The 17776-nt window shown below is 62.4% G+C and carries 13 protein-coding genes; 3 read left to right on the top strand and 10 right to left on the bottom strand.

What is annotated here, in order from left to right; all coding sequences use genetic code 11:
* The first annotated feature begins 118 nt into the window (after window positions 1-118).
* Both NHAM_RS14505 and NHAM_RS14500 read left to right on the top strand, forming a co-directional pair.
* Window positions 119-1345: a metallophosphoesterase family protein gene (locus NHAM_RS14505; protein WP_011511268.1), complete on the top strand. Its 1227-nt coding sequence runs from the start codon at window positions 119-121 to the stop codon at window positions 1343-1345.
* Window positions 1342-4800, top strand: coding sequence for a YhaN family protein (locus NHAM_RS14500; protein WP_011511267.1), 3459 nt, complete (start codon window positions 1342-1344; stop codon window positions 4798-4800). Before NHAM_RS14505 ends, NHAM_RS14500 begins: the two co-directional genes overlap by 4 nt.
* Before the next feature lie 8 nt (window positions 4801-4808).
* On the opposite strand, the gene NHAM_RS14495 is transcribed toward NHAM_RS14500, so the two are convergent.
* From NHAM_RS14495 to NHAM_RS14470, 6 genes are all read right to left on the bottom strand, one after another.
* On the bottom strand, window positions 4809-5117 hold the full coding sequence (locus NHAM_RS14495; RefSeq protein WP_198136935.1) for a hypothetical protein: 309 nt from the start codon (window positions 5115-5117) through the stop codon (window positions 4809-4811).
* A 244-nt stretch (window positions 5118-5361) separates the two neighbouring features.
* Entirely contained in the window at window positions 5362-7035 is a 1674-nt protein-coding gene (locus tag NHAM_RS14490) for a lysozyme inhibitor LprI family protein (RefSeq protein ID WP_011511265.1), read from the bottom strand.
* An 11-nt stretch (window positions 7036-7046) separates the two neighbouring features.
* Window positions 7047-8027: a DUF4424 family protein gene (locus NHAM_RS14485; RefSeq protein WP_011511264.1), complete on the bottom strand. Its 981-nt coding sequence runs from the start codon at window positions 8025-8027 to the stop codon at window positions 7047-7049.
* Window positions 8027-9256 (bottom strand): lysozyme inhibitor LprI family protein, encoded by a 1230-nt coding sequence (locus NHAM_RS24085; RefSeq protein ID WP_049769347.1) that lies wholly within the window; start codon window positions 9254-9256, stop codon window positions 8027-8029. Before NHAM_RS24085 ends, NHAM_RS14485 begins: the two co-directional genes overlap by 1 nt.
* Before the next feature lie 67 nt (window positions 9257-9323).
* Window positions 9324-10130 carry a hypothetical protein gene (locus NHAM_RS24080; protein ID WP_011511262.1) on the bottom strand — a complete coding sequence of 269 codons (807 nt, stop codon included), beginning with the start codon at window positions 10128-10130 and terminating at the stop codon, window positions 9324-9326.
* A 27-nt stretch (window positions 10131-10157) separates the two neighbouring features.
* Window positions 10158-10964 carry a hypothetical protein gene (locus tag NHAM_RS14470; protein WP_011511261.1) on the bottom strand — a complete coding sequence of 269 codons (807 nt, stop codon included), beginning with the start codon at window positions 10962-10964 and terminating at the stop codon, window positions 10158-10160.
* Window positions 10965-11116: 152 nt separating this feature from the next.
* On the opposite strand from NHAM_RS14470, the gene NHAM_RS14465 reads away from it, so the two are divergent.
* The gene (locus NHAM_RS14465) at window positions 11117-12115 is read left to right on the top strand and encodes an AraC family transcriptional regulator (protein ID WP_011511260.1); all 999 of its coding nucleotides are present in this window, start codon (window positions 11117-11119) and stop codon (window positions 12113-12115) included.
* A 1136-nt stretch (window positions 12116-13251) separates the two neighbouring features.
* On the opposite strand, the gene nadC is transcribed toward NHAM_RS14465, so the two are convergent.
* Genes nadC through NHAM_RS14435 form a run of 4 tightly spaced genes read right to left on the bottom strand, consistent with a single transcriptional unit; the run spans window position 13252 to window position 17640 of the window.
* Complete coding sequence (nadC, locus tag NHAM_RS14450) at window positions 13252-14115, bottom strand: carboxylating nicotinate-nucleotide diphosphorylase (RefSeq protein WP_011511258.1); 864 nt, start codon at window positions 14113-14115, stop codon at window positions 13252-13254.
* Window positions 14116-14128: 13 nt separating this feature from the next.
* The gene (locus NHAM_RS14445; protein ID WP_041358182.1) at window positions 14129-15658 is read right to left on the bottom strand and encodes an L-aspartate oxidase; all 1530 of its coding nucleotides are present in this window, start codon (window positions 15656-15658) and stop codon (window positions 14129-14131) included.
* The gene (nadA, locus tag NHAM_RS14440) at window positions 15655-16638 is read right to left on the bottom strand and encodes a quinolinate synthase NadA (protein WP_011511256.1); all 984 of its coding nucleotides are present in this window, start codon (window positions 16636-16638) and stop codon (window positions 15655-15657) included. Before nadA ends, NHAM_RS14445 begins: the two co-directional genes overlap by 4 nt.
* Before the next feature lie 51 nt (window positions 16639-16689).
* Window positions 16690-17640 carry an NUDIX hydrolase gene (locus tag NHAM_RS14435; protein ID WP_011511255.1) on the bottom strand — a complete coding sequence of 317 codons (951 nt, stop codon included), beginning with the start codon at window positions 17638-17640 and terminating at the stop codon, window positions 16690-16692.
* Between the last annotated feature and the right edge of the window lie 136 nt (window positions 17641-17776).

The raw sequence follows: 17776 nt of genomic DNA, 5'->3' as shown, positions 1-17776 counted from the left end.
GTGCGGAATAGATCGTTCGTCAAATTCCGTTTCTCTCTGCCGTCGCCGACATACGCGCGTGTGACCACCCCGTGAAAAGATCCTCCATCTTGTCGATGGCCGCCGGACCGCCACAGAGATGCGTTTCACCTTTATTCACGCAGCCGATCTCCACATTGACAGCCCGCTCGCCGGCCTCGGCCTGAAAGACAAAGCTGTTGCGGAGCGGTTTGCTGACGCCGGTCGCCGTGCGGTGGAGGCGCTCGTTTCCGAGACGATCGAAAGCAAGGCCGCTTTTCTTATTATCTCCGGTGATATTTTTGACGGTGACTGGAAGGACGTCACGACCGGACTGTTTTTTGTCCGCGCCGTTAGCGCGCTGCACCGCGCCGGCATTCCCGTCTTTATGGTGAAGGGCAATCACGACGCCGAAAGCGTGATATCGCGCGGCCTTCCTTATCCCGAGACGGTTCATGTCTTTCCATCCGACAACGCGGCAACGATACCGATCGAGTCTCACCGCGTAGCGCTGCACGGGCGCAGTTTCCCCAGTCGTCTCACGGGCGATTTCGTCGCCACCTATCCGGTGCGCCGCGAGGGGTGGCTCAACATTGGCGTGCTGCATACATCACTCGACGGAACGCGCGGTCACGAAGGATACGCGCCGTGTACGGTCGATGACCTGAAGCGTTTCGGTTACGATTACTGGGCGCTCGGGCATGTTCACGCGGCGGAGATCGTGAGCTGCGATCCCTGGATCGTCTATCCCGGCAATCTGCAGGGGCGTAGCGTACGGGAAACCGGCGCAAAAGGCGCGATGCGCGTTACTGTCGAGGATGGCCGTATCGTAGAGGTGGCGCCGTTGGTGCTGGACTGCGCACGATGGGCGCATCTTGCGGTCGACGTGTCGGAAGCGACGAACGACGCCGATGTGATAGAGCAGATTTCGGCTGAATTGGCAGGCGCGCACACGCAAAGCGAGGGTCGCCCGATGGCCGTTCGCGTGACGCTGGTCGGCGCGACGGCGTTGCACGACCAGCTCGTTGCCAGGCGGGAGCCATTGCAGGACGACGTTCGCGCCCGTGGCTTCCGGCTCTCCGATGATTGCTGGGTCGAGCAGGTAAAAGTGAAAACCGCGTTACCGCAGCGATCGGCTGCCCCCCTGCTGTCGGCCGAAGGCCTTGATGTCGATATTCTTCTTGAGCAGGCCGCCAATGATCCCGGATTCGCTGCGGACCTGGCCGAATTGGCCGAAGCGGTGAAAGCCAGGTTGCCGAAAGACCTGCGCGACGGCTTCTCCGACGCCGACATGCTGAGAGCGCTGGCCCGCGATGCACGCGCGCTGCTCGCCGGAGAATCATCGTGAGAATCGAACGGCTGGTTCTTGAGCGTTATGGCATCTTCGCTGACCATACCCTGTCGTTTCATCCGGATGCGGCACTGCATGTCGTATACGGCGCCAACGAAGCCGGAAAAACCTCGGCGCTCTCGGCCATCGGCGATCTGTTGTTCGGATTCGGCGCGCGAACGCCCTATGATTTCAGGCATGACAGCAAGACGTTGCGCGTCGGCGGCGCGTTTCGTCACTCGAATGGCCAGGTAATCGCGGCCCGCCGGCGCAAGGGCAACAAGAATACGCTCATTGACGCCGCCGATCAGCCGCTGCCGGATGACTGGCTTGCCTCCCTTCTTGGCGGGGTGTCTCGGGAGATTTACAGCCGCGAATTCGGCCTGACTGCGCAGGCGTTGCGTGACGGTGGCGATGAACTGCTCAATGCCGGCGGACGGCTCGCCGAAACGCTTGCCGCAAGCTCGGCCGGGATGACGATACTGTCGCGGATCAGGGAAAAGTTGCAACTCGAAGCGGACGGTCTGTTCACGACGCGCCGGTCGAGCGGCAAGCCGTTTTACATGGCGGTGGATCGCCGTGACGACGCCGACAAAAGGCTGCGCGATGCCATTGTGACGCGTGAGGCTCTACAACAGTTGGAAAACGCGGCGCGAGACGCGCGCGCACATCTGGAGGCGTTGACCGCAGAACACCAGGCGAGCGGCATCACGCTTGCGCGCTGGCAGCGGACGTTGCGCGTGCACGCGAAACTGGCGCGGCTTGAACGCCTGGCCTCAGAATTGGCTGCATTTACTGACCTGCCTGCGGTGCCGCCGCAATCGCTCATGGAATGGCGCCAATCGCTTGACGCGGAAGCTGCGTTGGATCGCGAGATGTCCGCGCTGGACATGGCCGATGCAGCGGATCGCGCAGAGATTGCTGCCTTGGCCGTCAACGAGACGCTGCTCTCGGAGGGTGATGCGATCGACGCGCTGCGCGAACGGCTCGGCGCGATACGCAAGGCCATCGAGGATTTGCCGCGACGCCGGCAAGCACGCGATGCAGCGAGAGACGCGCTGGACGATGCCGCCCGGCGTCTTGGGCTGGCGTCGCACACAGTGCTGCTGGAACGGTTGCCCTCGGACCTCGCGTTGGCGCATGTGCGAGATCTGCTCGACCGGGTCGGGCGTCTTGAACAGGCGATCATCGATGCCGACATGCGGCGCACCCGTGCGCAGCAGGAGCTTTGGGATATCGCGGCTGGGGAGAGCGAGGCCCATGCCGTGATCGATCCCGAACAGTTGCGGCAGCGACTCGATGCTTTGAGCGACATTCCCGCACAAGCCGACCGGCTGCGCCACGACACCGCATTGCTCAATATCGAGTCTGGTGCGCTGGTCGCGGAGGTGGCTTCGCTGGATCCAGTGCCGGGCGCGCTCGAAACGTTACGGTCGCTACCGTTGCCCGATGGGGCCAGCATCGCAAATCATGCCCGTGCTGCGGAGTGCTGCGAAAGCGAGGAGAAGCGACTTCGCGACGCACTTGATGCTGCTGACAATGCGATCGCCGCGTCCGAGGCCGAACTCGCCCGGCTGGCGAGCATCGGGTCCGTGCCGACCCGTGCCGATCTCGCCGGCGCGCGACAAGAGCGGGACATCCATCTTGAAGGACTGCGCGCCGTGCTCGACGGAGATCTTGCCCCGCGCATTGCGCGCCTGTCCGACGTGACGCGATCGTCTCGGATCATCGATAGCATGACGGATTTGCTGCTGACCGATACCGGACGCGCCACTCGGCAGGAGGATGCGCAGCAGCGCATCGCCGCCGGCCGCACAGAACGTGAGCGGATCGTGATGAAACTGGCCGACCTGCGGACGCAGATAGCTGCGGTCGCCGCGGCGTGGACGCAGCAATGGGCGCTATCGGGTTTGACGCCACGTAGTCCGGCCGAGATGCAGCGTTGGCGCGAGCGTCTGGACAGCATTCTCAATCGGTTGGAGAAACGCGACGCGCAGAAGGCGGGCATCGACGCTCTGGCGACAACGCTCGATGCAAACAAAGCGGCCGTTATTGCGTTTCTCGAAAGCGCCGGTCGTTCACCTGATCGCACATTGCCGCCGGATATCCTTTTCCGTGAAGCCAAAGCGCGATTTGATGAATTGCAAAGAGCGTGGGCCGACGCGCGAGCACGTTCGGCATCAAAGCTGCGGATCGAACGTGATGTGAGGGAAGCCATTGCGGCGCGCGATGCGGCGCAATCAGGGCTCTCGGATCTGCTTCAGGCGTGGCCGATGGCGATGGCCGGCATCGGTTTGACGGGCGAGGTGACACCGCCTCAGGCCGAAGCAGCATTGACAGTCTGGAACTCAGTGGTGGTGCCCAAAGCGAGCCATGAGCGTGAGGGACGCAGCGTCGAGACCATGGAAGCGGATATTCGGGCGTTCGAGCGTGACGTATTCGAGATCGCGAGCAGCGTCGCCCCGCACCTTGGAAGCGAAGACGCGCAAGAAGCCTTGGCGCGGCTCTCGACTGCGCTGGCAGATACGCGTAGCGCTGGTGAGGCTCGCAAGCGTCTGTTTGAGGCGTGCGCGAAACGGGCTGCGTCCTGCAAGGGCCTCGAGATGCAGCGCGCGCCGGCCACAATGGTGCTTGATCAAGCTCGCCGAATTCTGATTGTGGCCGACAGTACTGTATTGCGTGATACAATAGATCGCCTCTCGGAAAGGAGACAACTGGAGGATGAGCGGGCGCGATTGCAGCGCGATCTCCACGAGGCGAGCGACGGCCGGGATGAGACAGCGTTGCGGCAGGAGCAAGAGGGGCTCGATCTCGATCGATTACCGGGTGACATCGCGCTTGAAATGATTCGACAAGAGCAATTGCTCAAAGACATCACCGGCGCGTCCGCTTTCAGCCATCAAAAGCAGGCCGAGCTTGATAACTTGTTGAAGGGGCGCGATGCGAGCGGTACGGCTGCAGAACGTGCGGAGGCTAACGCCGAGCTTTTGTCCATCGCCGAGCGCTGGCTGCTGCGAGCTGCCGCATCCCGGCTTGCCGCCCGCACCATCGAGCGGCATCGCGCCATGGTGCAGGACCCACTGATCTCGCGCGCGGGCACGCTGTTTGCAATGGCGACGGGCGACGCTTTCTCCGGTCTCGGCGTCGCTTATGGGGACAACGATCAGCCGATGCTTGTCGCGCAGCGCAATAACGGGGAGCCGGTGCAAATCACGGGTCTCAGCGAGGGGACACGCGATCAGTTGTTTTTGGCGTTACGCCTGGCGCTGCTCGAGCGCCGGACATCGGAGCCGATGCCATTCATTGGAGACGATCTTCTGACGAGTTTCGATGATGAGCGCACGCTGGCGGGACTTCGGTTGCTGGCCGCTGCCGGAAAGCAACAGCAGATTGTTTTGTTCACGCATCACAAGCATGTCGTGAATCTGGCGAGAACCGTGCAGGATCATGCGGTCGATTTCATCGATCTGTGAACCTGATTTCAGTATGCAGGCACTGTCCTGAAGCTTGGAAAAGGTCGCAAGTTATACTTGCCGTCCGACGCGATCTTCAGCACCGCGCGCGCGCCGGGCGTGACTGTTCCTTCGTTCAGCGCGTTGACATCAGCCAAGGTAAGCTTGCTGTTTGCAATCCCGTTTGTCATGCGCGTACACCACGCCTCTGCCGCCCGGTCCACCGGCACGCCCATGAATTTGGCTGCTCCGGCCGGATGATCGCCGATGCCTTGCTTGATGCAGATTGCGATGGCGGACTGCCGTTCCGCATCGTTGGCTTTGAGAGCCGCGGACAATTGCTGAAACTCATGCTCGTTGGCCGCGATCTGCGCCCATACCGGAGCGATCGGAAGGAATCCGAGAAGAGCAGTCATCGTGACAATCGATTTCATTTGCATGATGGTTCTCTTTTTCTTTCTATCTCATTTGTCGTTATCGCCTGCGGCGGCGATCATCCATGGCCGGAAATCCATGATTTGCCGCATCAGCGGATGTGGCAAGAGATCCTTCACTTGATGCTGTGGCTTCGCCGACCGCGCATCACTCGCTCCGTGTCATGCTGCCGTCGAAGCCGCAAGAGCCACCGTGATAAAAGGTACACGGTCCGACCACTTCAGTCGTCAGCACTCCCTTCCTGTCGAGCGACAGCTCGACGCGGCAGACAGGGATGCCGCGATTATTCGGATCATAGCTTTCGCCGAGTACCGCATTGTCCTTTGGCTTGCCATAAAGTGTGACGGCGCCCGAGCAGCCCGGCATTCCGGCGACCAGATCGATGACCAGATAGTCCGGCTTGGCCGCGCCGCGCCTGATGGTGGCGGAGAGAGAGCTGTTGTCGCTGCCTGCCCATTTTCCGACCCATGGATCGGCGAGGGCGGTATTTGCCTTTGCCGGGAGTGTTCCGGAAATGGGCTTGGGAGTTGGCGCGCTGCCGGCGGCTTCCAGATAGGCGAGGCACACGCGCCTGATGCTGTCGTCATCCGCATCCGGGTTGATTTCATCGGCGGCGTCGCTCATGCAGGTGCCGCGGGCCCAATAAACGAGGATGTCGCCATCAGCCGACATGTTGATTGGCCTCACTTCAAGCGCCCCGCCGCGCGTGCCCTTGAGGCGGCGGGTAGCCTGAGTATCGGGGTCGGTGACGACAAGCCCGCCCTCGCCATTGTAGAACACCCTGGTGCCGCCCGGATCGAACTGAAAATTCTCGATCTCCCAGCCGCCGGAGGCAATCATGCGCGGCTCCTCGTCGCCGGCGCGCGCGGCCTTCAGGTCGAAGGAGCCGTGTCCCTTGTTCTGAGCCCAGGTGGTAAAGGAGCCGCCATCCTGCTTGTTGTAGCTGTCGTCGTTGAAGCCGGGCGGCCGTTTTGGCTTGGGGGCGTTTGGGTCGTAGATTGCCGCTTTATGGGCGGCGTCCTGGGCTGCGATTTTCGCGACCACGTCGGCTGGCAGCTCCCGCATCTCGGCATAGCCATTCATATCGGCGCCGAACACGCTGTCTTCGCCAAGCGGCCGGCGGGCGCGCACGTAGAAACGGCCGTCATCGCCCCAGATCCATAAATTCAGCTCGGAAATATCCTTCGGCGTATCCGTCCTGTCACCATCGGTTTGCGGCGAGGCGACGGCCAGCCGCCCGCTTGCCGGCTGGTAGAGCCAGACCTGCTTGACATAGCCGGCGCTGTCTTCGACGCCTAAAGCCATCAGGGTCTTGTCAGGCGAAAAGGCGGCCTGGTAGCCGGGTTGCCGCCAATCGTCGGGATAGGCTGCCTTCAACGGTTCGATCGGCACCATCTTGACATCGAGCGGCGCCAGAGGCGGCGCGGCGAGATCCATGAGCTGCGCGATCCGCGGCGGATAAATGGACTGGAGACACATAAGCTGCCCGAATTGCTGCGGGCTCAATCCGTCCTCGCTGCCTTCCTTCGGCTTCACGGTCTTCAGCGCGCAGCGGCGGTCGCGCTCGCTGAGCCATGCCTTCTGGTCGGCCTTGACCGAAGCGATGGCGGCTTCGTCATTGTGGGCAGCAATCGCCTTCGTGTAAGCCGTCGCCATGCGCCCATCGAGCGACCCCACCGTGTCCCATGCGCAGATCGCCTTGTCGATCTGGCGCGTCGCCTTGGCGCAGTCGAAACCCGGACCGGAAGCGTTCGCTAGAGCTGTCGGCAGCAACATCAGGGCGCAGCACATGACTGCCGAAACAACCGTATGCCGGATCATGGGTTTCCTCGTCATTTCTGCGTACTTGAAGAGGTGGCATCCGGGTCCACGAAGAACAGCACGCCGAGCTGGCGTTCGGGTGTGAAATCCCTCGCCGTCCATTCGAACGTCGTCGGTGCAATCTTCTTTGCCGCCAGCGGACAGAACGCGACCAGATTGACGGCCGCGCCCTTGTCGACCGTCAGTCGATAGTGGCCGACCGGCCCGCGCCATCCGCCCGGCAGGGAAACGAGATGCGTGACGCTGTAAAGCTCGTAGGAAGGTTTGCGTAAAAAGGCCCGGCGCAGCGCATCATTGATGCAATAGGCCCGCGTCGCCGAGCCGCCCGGGTCAACACTCGAACCTATGTCGCTCAAGTATTCGGAAGCCGGGGCATAGCTTATCTCGACGCGCGTTTCGCCCGGCTCAAACGACTGATCCCATTCGAAGCTGGCCTGATAGGTCCATTGTGCCGTGTCGTTATTGATAAGGCCGCTGGCTTCAAGCCTTGTCTGCACCTCCGGCGATAGATGGCGCCACGACGGCTCGCCGTCGGGACCGGAGAGCAAAGGCACACCGGCATCGAGCAATGGCCGGGTCACATCTTTTCCATCCAGCAGCGCATGGCCGTGGCCGGCAGGCGTCAGCGGCTTGCCGTTCACGCGCACCGAAAGGTTCAGATAGTTGGGCGGCTGCGTGTCGGCGGTGAGCCCCGCGGCTACGGAGTTCTCACCGAGGGCCACGATATCGGGATCGGCATCCACCGGCATGGCGGGCATGGCGAAGCTGAAATGCACAGTCTGGCGTCTGGGAGATTTGAAGACATAGGTCAGCCGGACGGAATGGAGCGAGATAGAGACCTCCTGCCGTGCGACGCTCATGTCGGCTGGCAGGTCGAAAGCCGGGCCGGTGGCGGCATGGCCGATTCCGCGATCCTCGTTCGCCGCAAAGGACGGCATGGCCATCGATACCAGGATGGTCGCGCCGCAAAGGGCGGCAAGCGTGCCACGCATCACTTGCTCCTCTCCTGCTTTGGCAGATGCGCCAGACAAAAGCGCTCCGGCTTGCTTTCGTCCTGTTCCGTCAGGAATTCGTCGCCGCACTGGTTGCGGGTCGACCACACGAACAAACGACGATCGGTGGAGATCGCATAAGGTTTGTCGCCGCGCGAGGTGCCCGCAATGCGCCGCTCACCGCGCGTCGTCATGTCGAAGCTGGTGATTCCCGTATCGGCCGAATAAACGAGCTGTGAGCGACCGGTGTCGAAGAGATACTGCCACAGGCCCCACGAGCCCCAGGCCACCAGATAGACCGGCGATCCGGACGCCCGCTTGCGCGTTCTCAATTCGATCGTGCCGTGGCCGAGATCGAAGGCCCAGGCGAGGAAGTCGCGATTGCCCCGGATGGTTTCGAGGATGTCCCAGTCGCTTTCCGGCACCTCGTCCTGCCCGACCACGCCCGGTTGGCTCGCATCGTCGAGCAGTGCGTAGATATCGCCCGGCACCTCGTCCAGCCGGCGATTGGCGTCAACCGTGGCCGCATAGACAACGGTTGTGCCTTCCTCGCCTTGGCCGTCCTTGCTCGACACCGCAACGCGCGCGTAAAGCGTGTCGCCCTGCCAGGCCAGCGAGTTGATCGCCAGCGGCGAGCCGTCGGGGTGGGGTTGGTGTTGATCCGGTTTCGGCGTCGCCGCGACCAGCTTGCGGTCGGCAACCCGATAAAGCCAGATCTGGTCGGGGACGTCGAGTTCCTGGCTGGGCAGCAGGATCGCCAGCATCGAACCGTCGGGCGACGCTTTTATCCCGGCGATGCGCGGTTCTGTTCCCTCGGCGATCTCGGGGCGGGCCGCCGCGATCGGCTTGAGATCTATTTCCGAAATGCCCGTCAACGCCACTGGCGTCAAGCCAAGGTCCTGCAACGCGCGGCGGCGATCGAGATAAACACTGTTCAGGCAGTCATAGGCCTGGGTCCGCAATGTGGTGGACGGCGCGGACAAGTCCTTGAACGAGCGGTCGGCGATGCAGCGACGGTCGCGTTCGCGCACCCAGTCGCGCTGGCTGACCAGCAGATCGTCACGCGCGGCGCCGACCACGGCATTGCTCGCGGCACGGTAGCTGCGCGACAGGGCGAGATCCTGCCAGCGCAGCACCGCCTGTGAGCAGATGAATTTTTCGATCGCGCTTGCAGCTTTCTTGCAGTCGAAACTCGCTTCCACGGCGCTCGCGGGATCGGCGCTCGCCAATCCTCCCAAGAGTACGACGCAACAAAGGAGAACCGCTTTCACCCCGCACACGACGGGCTGAGCAAAGCTAGTCATGGAGGACGAATTCGCTGTTCTCGCACAGGTTCTGCGTGCCTGCCGGCTTTCCCATGCTGCAGCATTCCTCATCGTCCTTGGCGAGAAGCACGGAGATGTCGAAGGTGCAGATCTTGCGCCCGTCGGGAATGGTGAACGTCCGGCTGGCGCCCGGTCCCAGCGTTTTATTACCGAACTCGCCGCTTTCGAAGGAATTCACGCCGGCTTGCGAATAGGCAAAGCTCTGCAGCGGCAGCCCAGCCTTGTTGGTCACCGTCACGTCGAGATCGTCGGCCGGCTTGGGAGAATCGCAGGCCGCGATCATCCTGGCCGCCGGCTCGGCTGCGCCGTCCATGGCGTAGCGCTGCGTGTGCCCCGCGACCGTGATTTCCAACCGCTCTTTCGAGGTCAGGATGTGCCGCAAGCCCTCATCGAGAGGCACGTCGGCGTGGAGTTCGACGCCGCCCGAATCCTGGTTGAGGACGGCCTTTTCGGAAAACTCGACTCGCTCTGTTCCCGCCGCCAAACGCACGAGCAGCAGGTCGCTCTCTTTGGCGCCGCTTTCCTCGTCCTGCACGTCGACTTTCACGACGGACGCGCCCGGCCGGCACGAAAACAATAGAACGACATAGTCGCTGTCCGGTACGCCGTAAGCGAGGATCGTCTTGTTGTCGAAGCTGCTGCCGAACCAGCGCGGACGCTCGTTATCCTGCGTCGTGGCCGACATTACCGCCGCCGGCATGAGAGCGATCGTGCTTGCCGCAAGGAAAATCCGGTAAATGCCCTGTCCGAAGCGGCCTGCTGACTTGGTTTGCTTCACGTCGGCTCCCTGTTTCTATCCCGTTTATTAGCCGCCGATCGGCCGGAAAAATGTGATGACCGGCCGGAAATTCCAGCCGGAATTGCGGATGATCTCGATCATCGGTTGCTTGAGTTCGTTGAGGTCGAACGTATAGGCATAGCTGAGGTCGAGGGTCGGCTTGCCGTTCTTGAATTGCAGCCCGAAGACTCGCTCGTGCTGGTATTCGTAGAAGGTGATGCCGAGGGAGACATTCCATTTGAGGGTGACGAGATTCGGCCCCGCCGACCAGTCGAACGAGGCATATCGATCCTGCGCACGGGCGTTATGCGCGCCTTCGTCGAAGCGGAGCACCAGCCGATAGCCTTTGCTCATACCGTGCAGGCGCATCAGGTCGAGCCATTTGGCGTCTGCGTAGCGCCAGTCGACGACGAGTTCGTTGCTGCGACTGCCGCGGCTGACGGCAAAGGGGATGTCCTGCTGGTTGAGCGCCAGCAACCGCGACATCAACATTTCCTTCGCGATGGGGGTTACGCCCGGAACGGCCGGCTCGCCGCCGGCCCACGAAGCGACCCGGCCGAAGATAAAGAACTGCAAGCCTGCCCAAACGAAAATGCCGTATTTGGCCGCCGTCTTGATCTGCTCGCCAAAGGCATCCGGCGGAAAGGAAGGGGGGCCGTCGATCAGGCCGTATTTCGCCTGGACCACCGCAATCGTCAGCACCGGTATACCGACTGCGAATACGAAGAAATAGATGAAGAACAACAGCACTCGCACGCCCTTTCCCGGGCGCGGCGGCAAGCCCGTCGAACCTTTGTCATCCGCGCCAGCAGCGACGCCGCCCGGCAGGCTCATGTCTTTATCTCCCCTGCGGCCTTGCCTCTTCCGATCATGACGTATCGGCGATAAACCGTCGTGGACAGGCAGGAACCGGATGCGGACGGAACGGAACAAAATTGACGCCCGGCCGCCGCTGTTGCATCCTTGCGACAGGGGGCGATGCAATCGTGAACTCGAACGACCCGAATTCGACGCCTTCTTCGTCACTGTTTCTGTCGACGGCCGCACTGCCTGCGCGCGACCGGCTTCCGGTCTGGCGCGAAGTGTTCGGGCAGACGATGGTGCGGCTCGATATCGAGCCGGCGAAAGGAACCTCCTTTCACGCCGAAGGTGAACTCTGCGCGCTGCCGGGCGCCGCCTTCGCTTCGGTGACTGTTAGCCCCGTTCGTGTATCCCGAACGCAGCGGCTCATCGCCGATGACATGGCGGACATGGTCTTTCTCGTCACCGCCGACGCACCGCTTCGCATCGCCCAGCGCGGCCGCGAACAGGTGCTCGACGCCGGCGACGCCATCTTCCTCAGGGGAAGCGAGTGCAGCGTCATCCAGTGTCGCGATCGGGCGAGGTTTACCAACATATCGGTCTCGATCGACGATCTGACGCCGATGCTTGCGAACCGGGAGGACGTATCGCTGACCGTGGTGAGCAGGCAAAACGAGATGCTTGATTTTCTCGTCGGCTATGTGAGCCTGCTGCAAGCCCGGCAAAAGCCCTGTTCGGATGAACTCGGCCGGATCGCCACCGCCCATATCCGCGACCTCATGGCGGCCATGATCGGGGCCGAGCCGGATTGCGGATCGCCGGCTCGCGAACGCGGTGGCGTGCGCGCGGCGCGGCTGCGGGCGATCAAATCCGACATCGGTACACATCTTTGCGAACCGGGCCTTTCCATCGACATGATCGCCGCGCGCCACGGCATTTCACCGCGCTATGTGCGCAAACTGTTCCAGGACGAGCACACGACGTTTTCCGATTTTGTCCTTTCTCTGCGGCTTGAATGGTCGCGACGGTTGCTGCTCAGTCCGGGGCACGCCACCTGCACGATCGCATCGATCGCGCATGCTTCCGGCTTCAGCGACCTCTCTTATTTCAACCGTACGTTTCGGCGCCGATACGCCGTCACGCCATCGGACATTCGCAACGGAATCCGGATATCCAGAGCGTGATCACTTCATGTTGAAGCGTGTCCTGCGTTGGCGAAGTGGTTAGCTCATTGCTGTAGAGTGAAGCAGGTCGGTAAGGCTCTGCTGGGCGTGTTGGACGGGCGTCTCAACACGCAGATCGCCTTCGACATCAGTGAGGTGAAAATGCACCGGGATAATGCCATGTGTAAATTGGCGACTACCTCGATCGGTCATCTTGTCCCTATCCGGGAGGCGTCGCCTGTTCCAAGGCGCACGGGGGCGGCTCGCTCTTTGTCGGTGTTCTTCGATGGTCGCATGGGCAATGCTCAAATCTGAAATTAGGCCTCGTTTCCCCTCTTACACATGGGCGTATGGGAGGTTATATAAAAGATGTATCATCGATGCATCAATTGAGGAGGCGCTCTGACGTTGTCTGTGCTAATATCCCCGCGCATCGAAAACCTTCGCTCGCGGGCTGCATCTGATTTCCTCGCATGGCGCGCAGAAACCGGACGATCACAATATCCACACATGCTGGCCGGCTTCACGGCGCTCCCTAATCAGACCCGCTGGAGCTAGTCGGAACGGCCAAGCTTACAAAACGGAAGGTACCGCTATGGAAGGTATGAGCAAGGGTAGGATGGTCGTTTTAGTAGCGTTAACGGCCATACTCATCATTACAGGCGTGTGGACGATTTCAGTCCTCAACGGGATCTCCGGCACCGACATGAGCATACACGGCTGGATCGCGCTCGGTCTTGGCACGTTTTTTTCGCTTGTCATCGGATGCGGGTTGATGATCCTGATGTTTATTAGCAGTCGCCGTGGGTACGATGAGGCGGCAGACCCCTTCAGGAAACGACACCCGCCTTCGCCGTAACACGGCTTCAAGGGGTTTTTTTCGTGCGTCTGTATCGGTCCTGAGGGTGACATATCTTGAGGATGACCTGGATCTGACGTTGCCAGCCGGCGGCAGCCTGATGCGCTGCCGGAATGGCTGCTTAGAAGGTTTTCGAGCGAAGCATGTCCTCGGGCGTGACCCGAGGAGGATACCGGTTCGCGTGAAGAAAACGCGTCAAATCAAAATCGTGGAGCCCGCTTCTGATTCCATCAGAAGCGAAAAGGCTCTAGCCCGCTGAACGAACAATAATGTGAAACGTCCAACTGCGGTCCGGACATCAGGCGGCTGCCTGATCCTTGAAATCAAGTCCGATGTCGAGAATGCCGACGCTGTGTGTGAGCCAGCCGATCGATATCAGATCGACGCCGGTTGCGGCGACCGATGGCGCCGTCGCGGGTGTAATGCGGCCGGAGGCTTCGGTCACCGCCCGGCCGGCGACCATCGCGACGGCTTCCCGGAGCATGTCCGGGCTCATGTTGTCGAGAAGCACCGCATCGATGCCTTGATCGAGTGCTTCGTGCAGTTGATCGAGCGTATCCACCTCCAGTTCGATCTTGACCAGATGGCCGACGCCACGCTTCGCGCGCTGCAGCGCTTCGGTGACGCCGCCGGCGATGGCAACATGGTTGTCCTTGATGAGAACGGCATCGTCGAGGCCGAAGCGGTGGTTGCTGCCGCCGCCGACGCGAACGGCGTACTTTTCGATCGCGCGCAAGCCAGGCGTTGTCTTGCGGGTGCAGACGATTTTCGCCTTATAGTCTCGAACCGCGGCGACCACGGATGCTGTCGCCGTGGCGATCCCGCTCAGGCGGCACAGGAAATTCAACGCGACCCGCTCCGCCGTCAAAATTCCTCGCACCGGGCCCGACAAGGTCGCGATCACGTCGCCCGGCTCGACAACCGCGCCATCATCGTGCGCGACCTGCATCTCGATCGCCGGATCGATAAGTTGGAAGGCGAGCCGTGCCAGATCGAGCCCGGCGACGATTCCCTGCTGACGAGCGACGAGAAGGACCGTGGCACGGTGGCCGGCAGGCACGATCGCATCGGTCGTGAGGTCGCCCGCGCGGCCGATATCCTCAAGCAAGGCCATGCGAACCAGCGGTTCGATCATGACGCGGGGGAGGGCCGGGAGGGGCATTGTGTTCCTTATGCTAGTTGACCGGATCGGCGATGTAGTCTTGTGCGGCGTCGAGCGCATCGCTGAGGCGAAGTGTCGCACGTTCCGCGCGGATTGCTCGCTCGGGAAAGTCGGTACGCGCATGCGCGCCGCGGGTTTCCTCACGGCGCAGCGCGGCGATCACGATCATCAGAGCGACGATGGCCGGGTCGCTTGCGGCCTGTTGCGAGGCAGCAAGCGGTGAGAGGGCGCGCGCGGCTGCGCGCAATCCGTCGCCGTCGCGCAACACCCCGGCAGCACGCGACAGGATCGGCCGGATCAAGGTCGGATCGCCGCCGCCGCCTCCATCCGGAGTCCTGGGGTAACGCTTTTTCGTGGATGCCGTGCCGGCGATGTCCTGGGCGACCAGGCCGGCGCACACTACCGCCTCGACAAGCGAGTTGCTGGCCAGCCGGTTGGCGCCATGAAGGCCCGTGCAGGCGACTTCACCGCATGCCCACAGACCGTCAATGGACGTCCTTCCGCGTTTATCGACGGCAATTCCACCCATGTGATAATGTGCGGCGGGACGGACCGGGATCGGCTGCGTTGCCGGATCGATTCCCGCGTCGCGGCAAAACGAGGTGATCGCGGGGAAGCGTCGGGCGAAGTCGATCCCTTGCAGATCGCGCGCATCGAGGAAGGCGCGATGGCCCGCCGCCATATGCCGCCAGACGGCGCGCGCGACGACGTCGCGGGGCGCAAGCTCGGCGCCGGGCGTGTCAGCGATGAAGCGATCGCCATTTTCGTCAATGAGCGTCGCCCCTTCGCCGCGCACGGCCTCGCTGATCAGTTTCAGCGGGAAGGAGCCGGTGTCGAGTGCCGTCGGATGGAATTGGATAAATTCGAGATCGGCCATGATCGCGCCGGCCCGCGCTGCCAGCGCGAGGCCCTGACCGCAGGATCCCGCCGGATTGGTCCCATGCAGAAACAATCCGCCGATGCCTCCGGTCGCGACGACGATGTGGTCGGCGGCGAAAGCCACGGGGTCCCGGTCAGTCTGGCAGACGACCCCTCTCACCGTATTGTCTTCGACGATCAAACGCTGCGCACGGGTCGCCTCGCATACGGTGATCGAAGGTGTCTCATAGACCTTGCGGACCAGGGTGCGAATGATGTCGTGGCCGCTCGCGTCACCTCCGGCATGGATAATCCGGCGGCGCGAGTGGGCCGCCTCGAGGCCAAGCGCGAGGTTGCCGTCGGCGTCGCGATCGAACGCCACGCCGAGCTGCGACAGCCGTTCGATGGCAGCCGGCGCGCCACTGAGGATTGCCGCGGCAACGCTTTCGTCGCAAAGGCCGTCTCCGGCGGCGAGGGTGTCCGCCAGATGCAGCGAGGCGTCGTCATCCGGCCCGATGCTGGCGGCGATGCCGCCTTGCGCGAGGATGCTCGATGTTTCGAATCCCAATGATGCGCTGCTCAAAAGCAGCACCGGTCGCGGCGCCAGCCCAAGGGCCGTCATCAGGCCGGCCAGGCCCCCGCCGATGACGACGACGGCGCCGTTGGCGTCATGCACTGTCGTCATTTCACCGCCAGCATTCGCTCGACAGCGAGGCGTGCGCGTGCAGCGATGCCTGGGTCGATCGTGACTTCGTGCTGCATTGTCTCGAGCGCGCGGCGGATATTGCCGAGTGTGATCCTCTTCATGTGCGGGCACAGATTGCAGGGACGAATGAACTCGAGGTCGGGATGATCGGCGGCGACGTTGTCGCTCATCGAGCATTCCGTCAGAAGCACGACTCTGGGCGGCCGTCGGGTGGCGACATAGGAGACCATGGCGGCGGTCGATCCGGCGAAATCGGCTTCCGCCACAACCTCCGGCGGGCATTCCGGATGCGCCAGGACGACGACGCCGGGGTAATTGTCGCGTAGCTGCCGCACCTCTTCGGCGCTGAAGCGCTCGTGCACCTCGCAATGTCCGGCCCAGGCGATCACCTTGACGTGCGTTTCCGCCGCGATGTTCTTCGCCAGATATTCGTCGGGCAGCATGATGACGCGCTCGACGCCGAGGGACTCGACGACGGCCCTGGCATTGCCCGACGTGCAGCAGATGTCCGACTCGGCCTTCACCGCGGCCGACGTATTCACGTAGGTGACGATCGGAACACCGGGATAGGTTTGCCGCAACAGCCGCACATCCTCGGGCGTGATCGAGTCCGCAAGCGAGCAGCCGGCGCCAAGGTCGGGGATCAGGACCGTCTTTGACGGATTCAGCAATTTGGCCGTTTCGGCCATGAAGTGCACGCCGGCGAGCACAATCACGTCAGCTTCCACCTGCGTCGCCTCGCGGGCCAGCGCGAGGCTGTCGCCAACGATATCGGCCACGCCGTGAAAGATCTCCGGTGTCTGGTAGTTGTGCGCAAGAACGACCGCGTTGCGGCGCTTCTTCAGCTCGATGATCGCATCGACGTCGTCGGCGAATGTGGGCCATTCGATCTCGGGGATCGCGTGCCGCACGCGGGGGTAGATGCGGGTCGACGGTCGCAGTTCCAGGACGGACGACATGATTATACTCCAATCGAGCATCTGTTATACTGATGTTGAGTATAAGTCTTGTCAAGCCCCTGAAATCGGCAATTTGGTCCCCGCGATCGCGCGCTCCGCCAGCACCGCGCGGCGGAAACGGAAGAGTTTTGCCGGCCGTCCACCGGTCTCCTGGCTGGTTTCGCCGGTATCCTCCACGAGCTCCTGCTGCTCGATCAAACGGCGAAAGTTCGGTTTGTGCACGAGTTTTCCAGCCAGCGCTTCAACGCAGCGTTGCAATTGCAGCAGCGTGAACGTGTCCGGCATCAACTCGAAGACGACCGGGCGATATTTGATTTTGGCCCGGAGTCGCGCGATCCCGGTCGCCAGGATCCGACGATGGTCCAGAATCATGGCATCACCCGGCATGGCGGCGGTGTCGGCTGCCGGAGCGGCCGGACGGTCGCCTCTGAGAGCTTCCGGGATCAGTCGGGCCTCGTAGAGCAACTCGTAACGTTGCAGGACCAGTTCTTCGTTCCAGATGTGGCCGTCGAAACCGAACAGCATCGCCGCCCGTTGCCGGCGGTCGCTCCGCGCTGCCCGGTCAGGGGCAGTTCCAGTCCAGGCGGCAAGGCCGGATCGGAGCGTCTTCTCCATCGGCGGCGCGCCGAGGCGATGATCTTCCCAGGGGAAATAGTCGTACCAGCTCCGCCAGCTTGCCCCATATTGGCCGGACTCGGCCTGCTCGCGGGTGAGACCGAGATAACTGATCGAAATGACGCGCTGGTCGGTGGCGGCGGCGCGATCCCGATCCGCGAACGTGTAGAGTTGCTCGACATAGCCCAGCGGCAGCCGGGTTTGGCGTTCGACCCAGGCGCGGAGTCCCGATTGCAGCGACCGATGCGCCAGTTCGAAAGGACCTGACGGCAGGGCGTGCTGATCCTGAATTGTCAAAACACGGGGATCGCCGGAGGTGACCGCCACCAGCAGCGCAATCAGGTCCGCCGCAATTCCCTGTTTGGATACAGGAGACACCGAACGCATGTGTGCCTCTGGTCGGAGGTGACCAAGCGGATCACTCATTGCAAGCGGGTCACTCATCGAGCGGGCTCAAGCACCGAAGTCGGGTCCGGGGTTGCGGACATCGGAAGAGAGTCATGTCTCATATGGGCAGTATTTG

This window comes from Nitrobacter hamburgensis X14 (assembly GCF_000013885.1).
Classification (GTDB): Bacteria; Pseudomonadota; Alphaproteobacteria; order Rhizobiales; family Xanthobacteraceae; genus Nitrobacter; species Nitrobacter hamburgensis.
The sequence above is the reverse complement of the archived record's forward strand: the minus strand, read 5'-3'. Positions and strand labels throughout refer to the sequence as shown.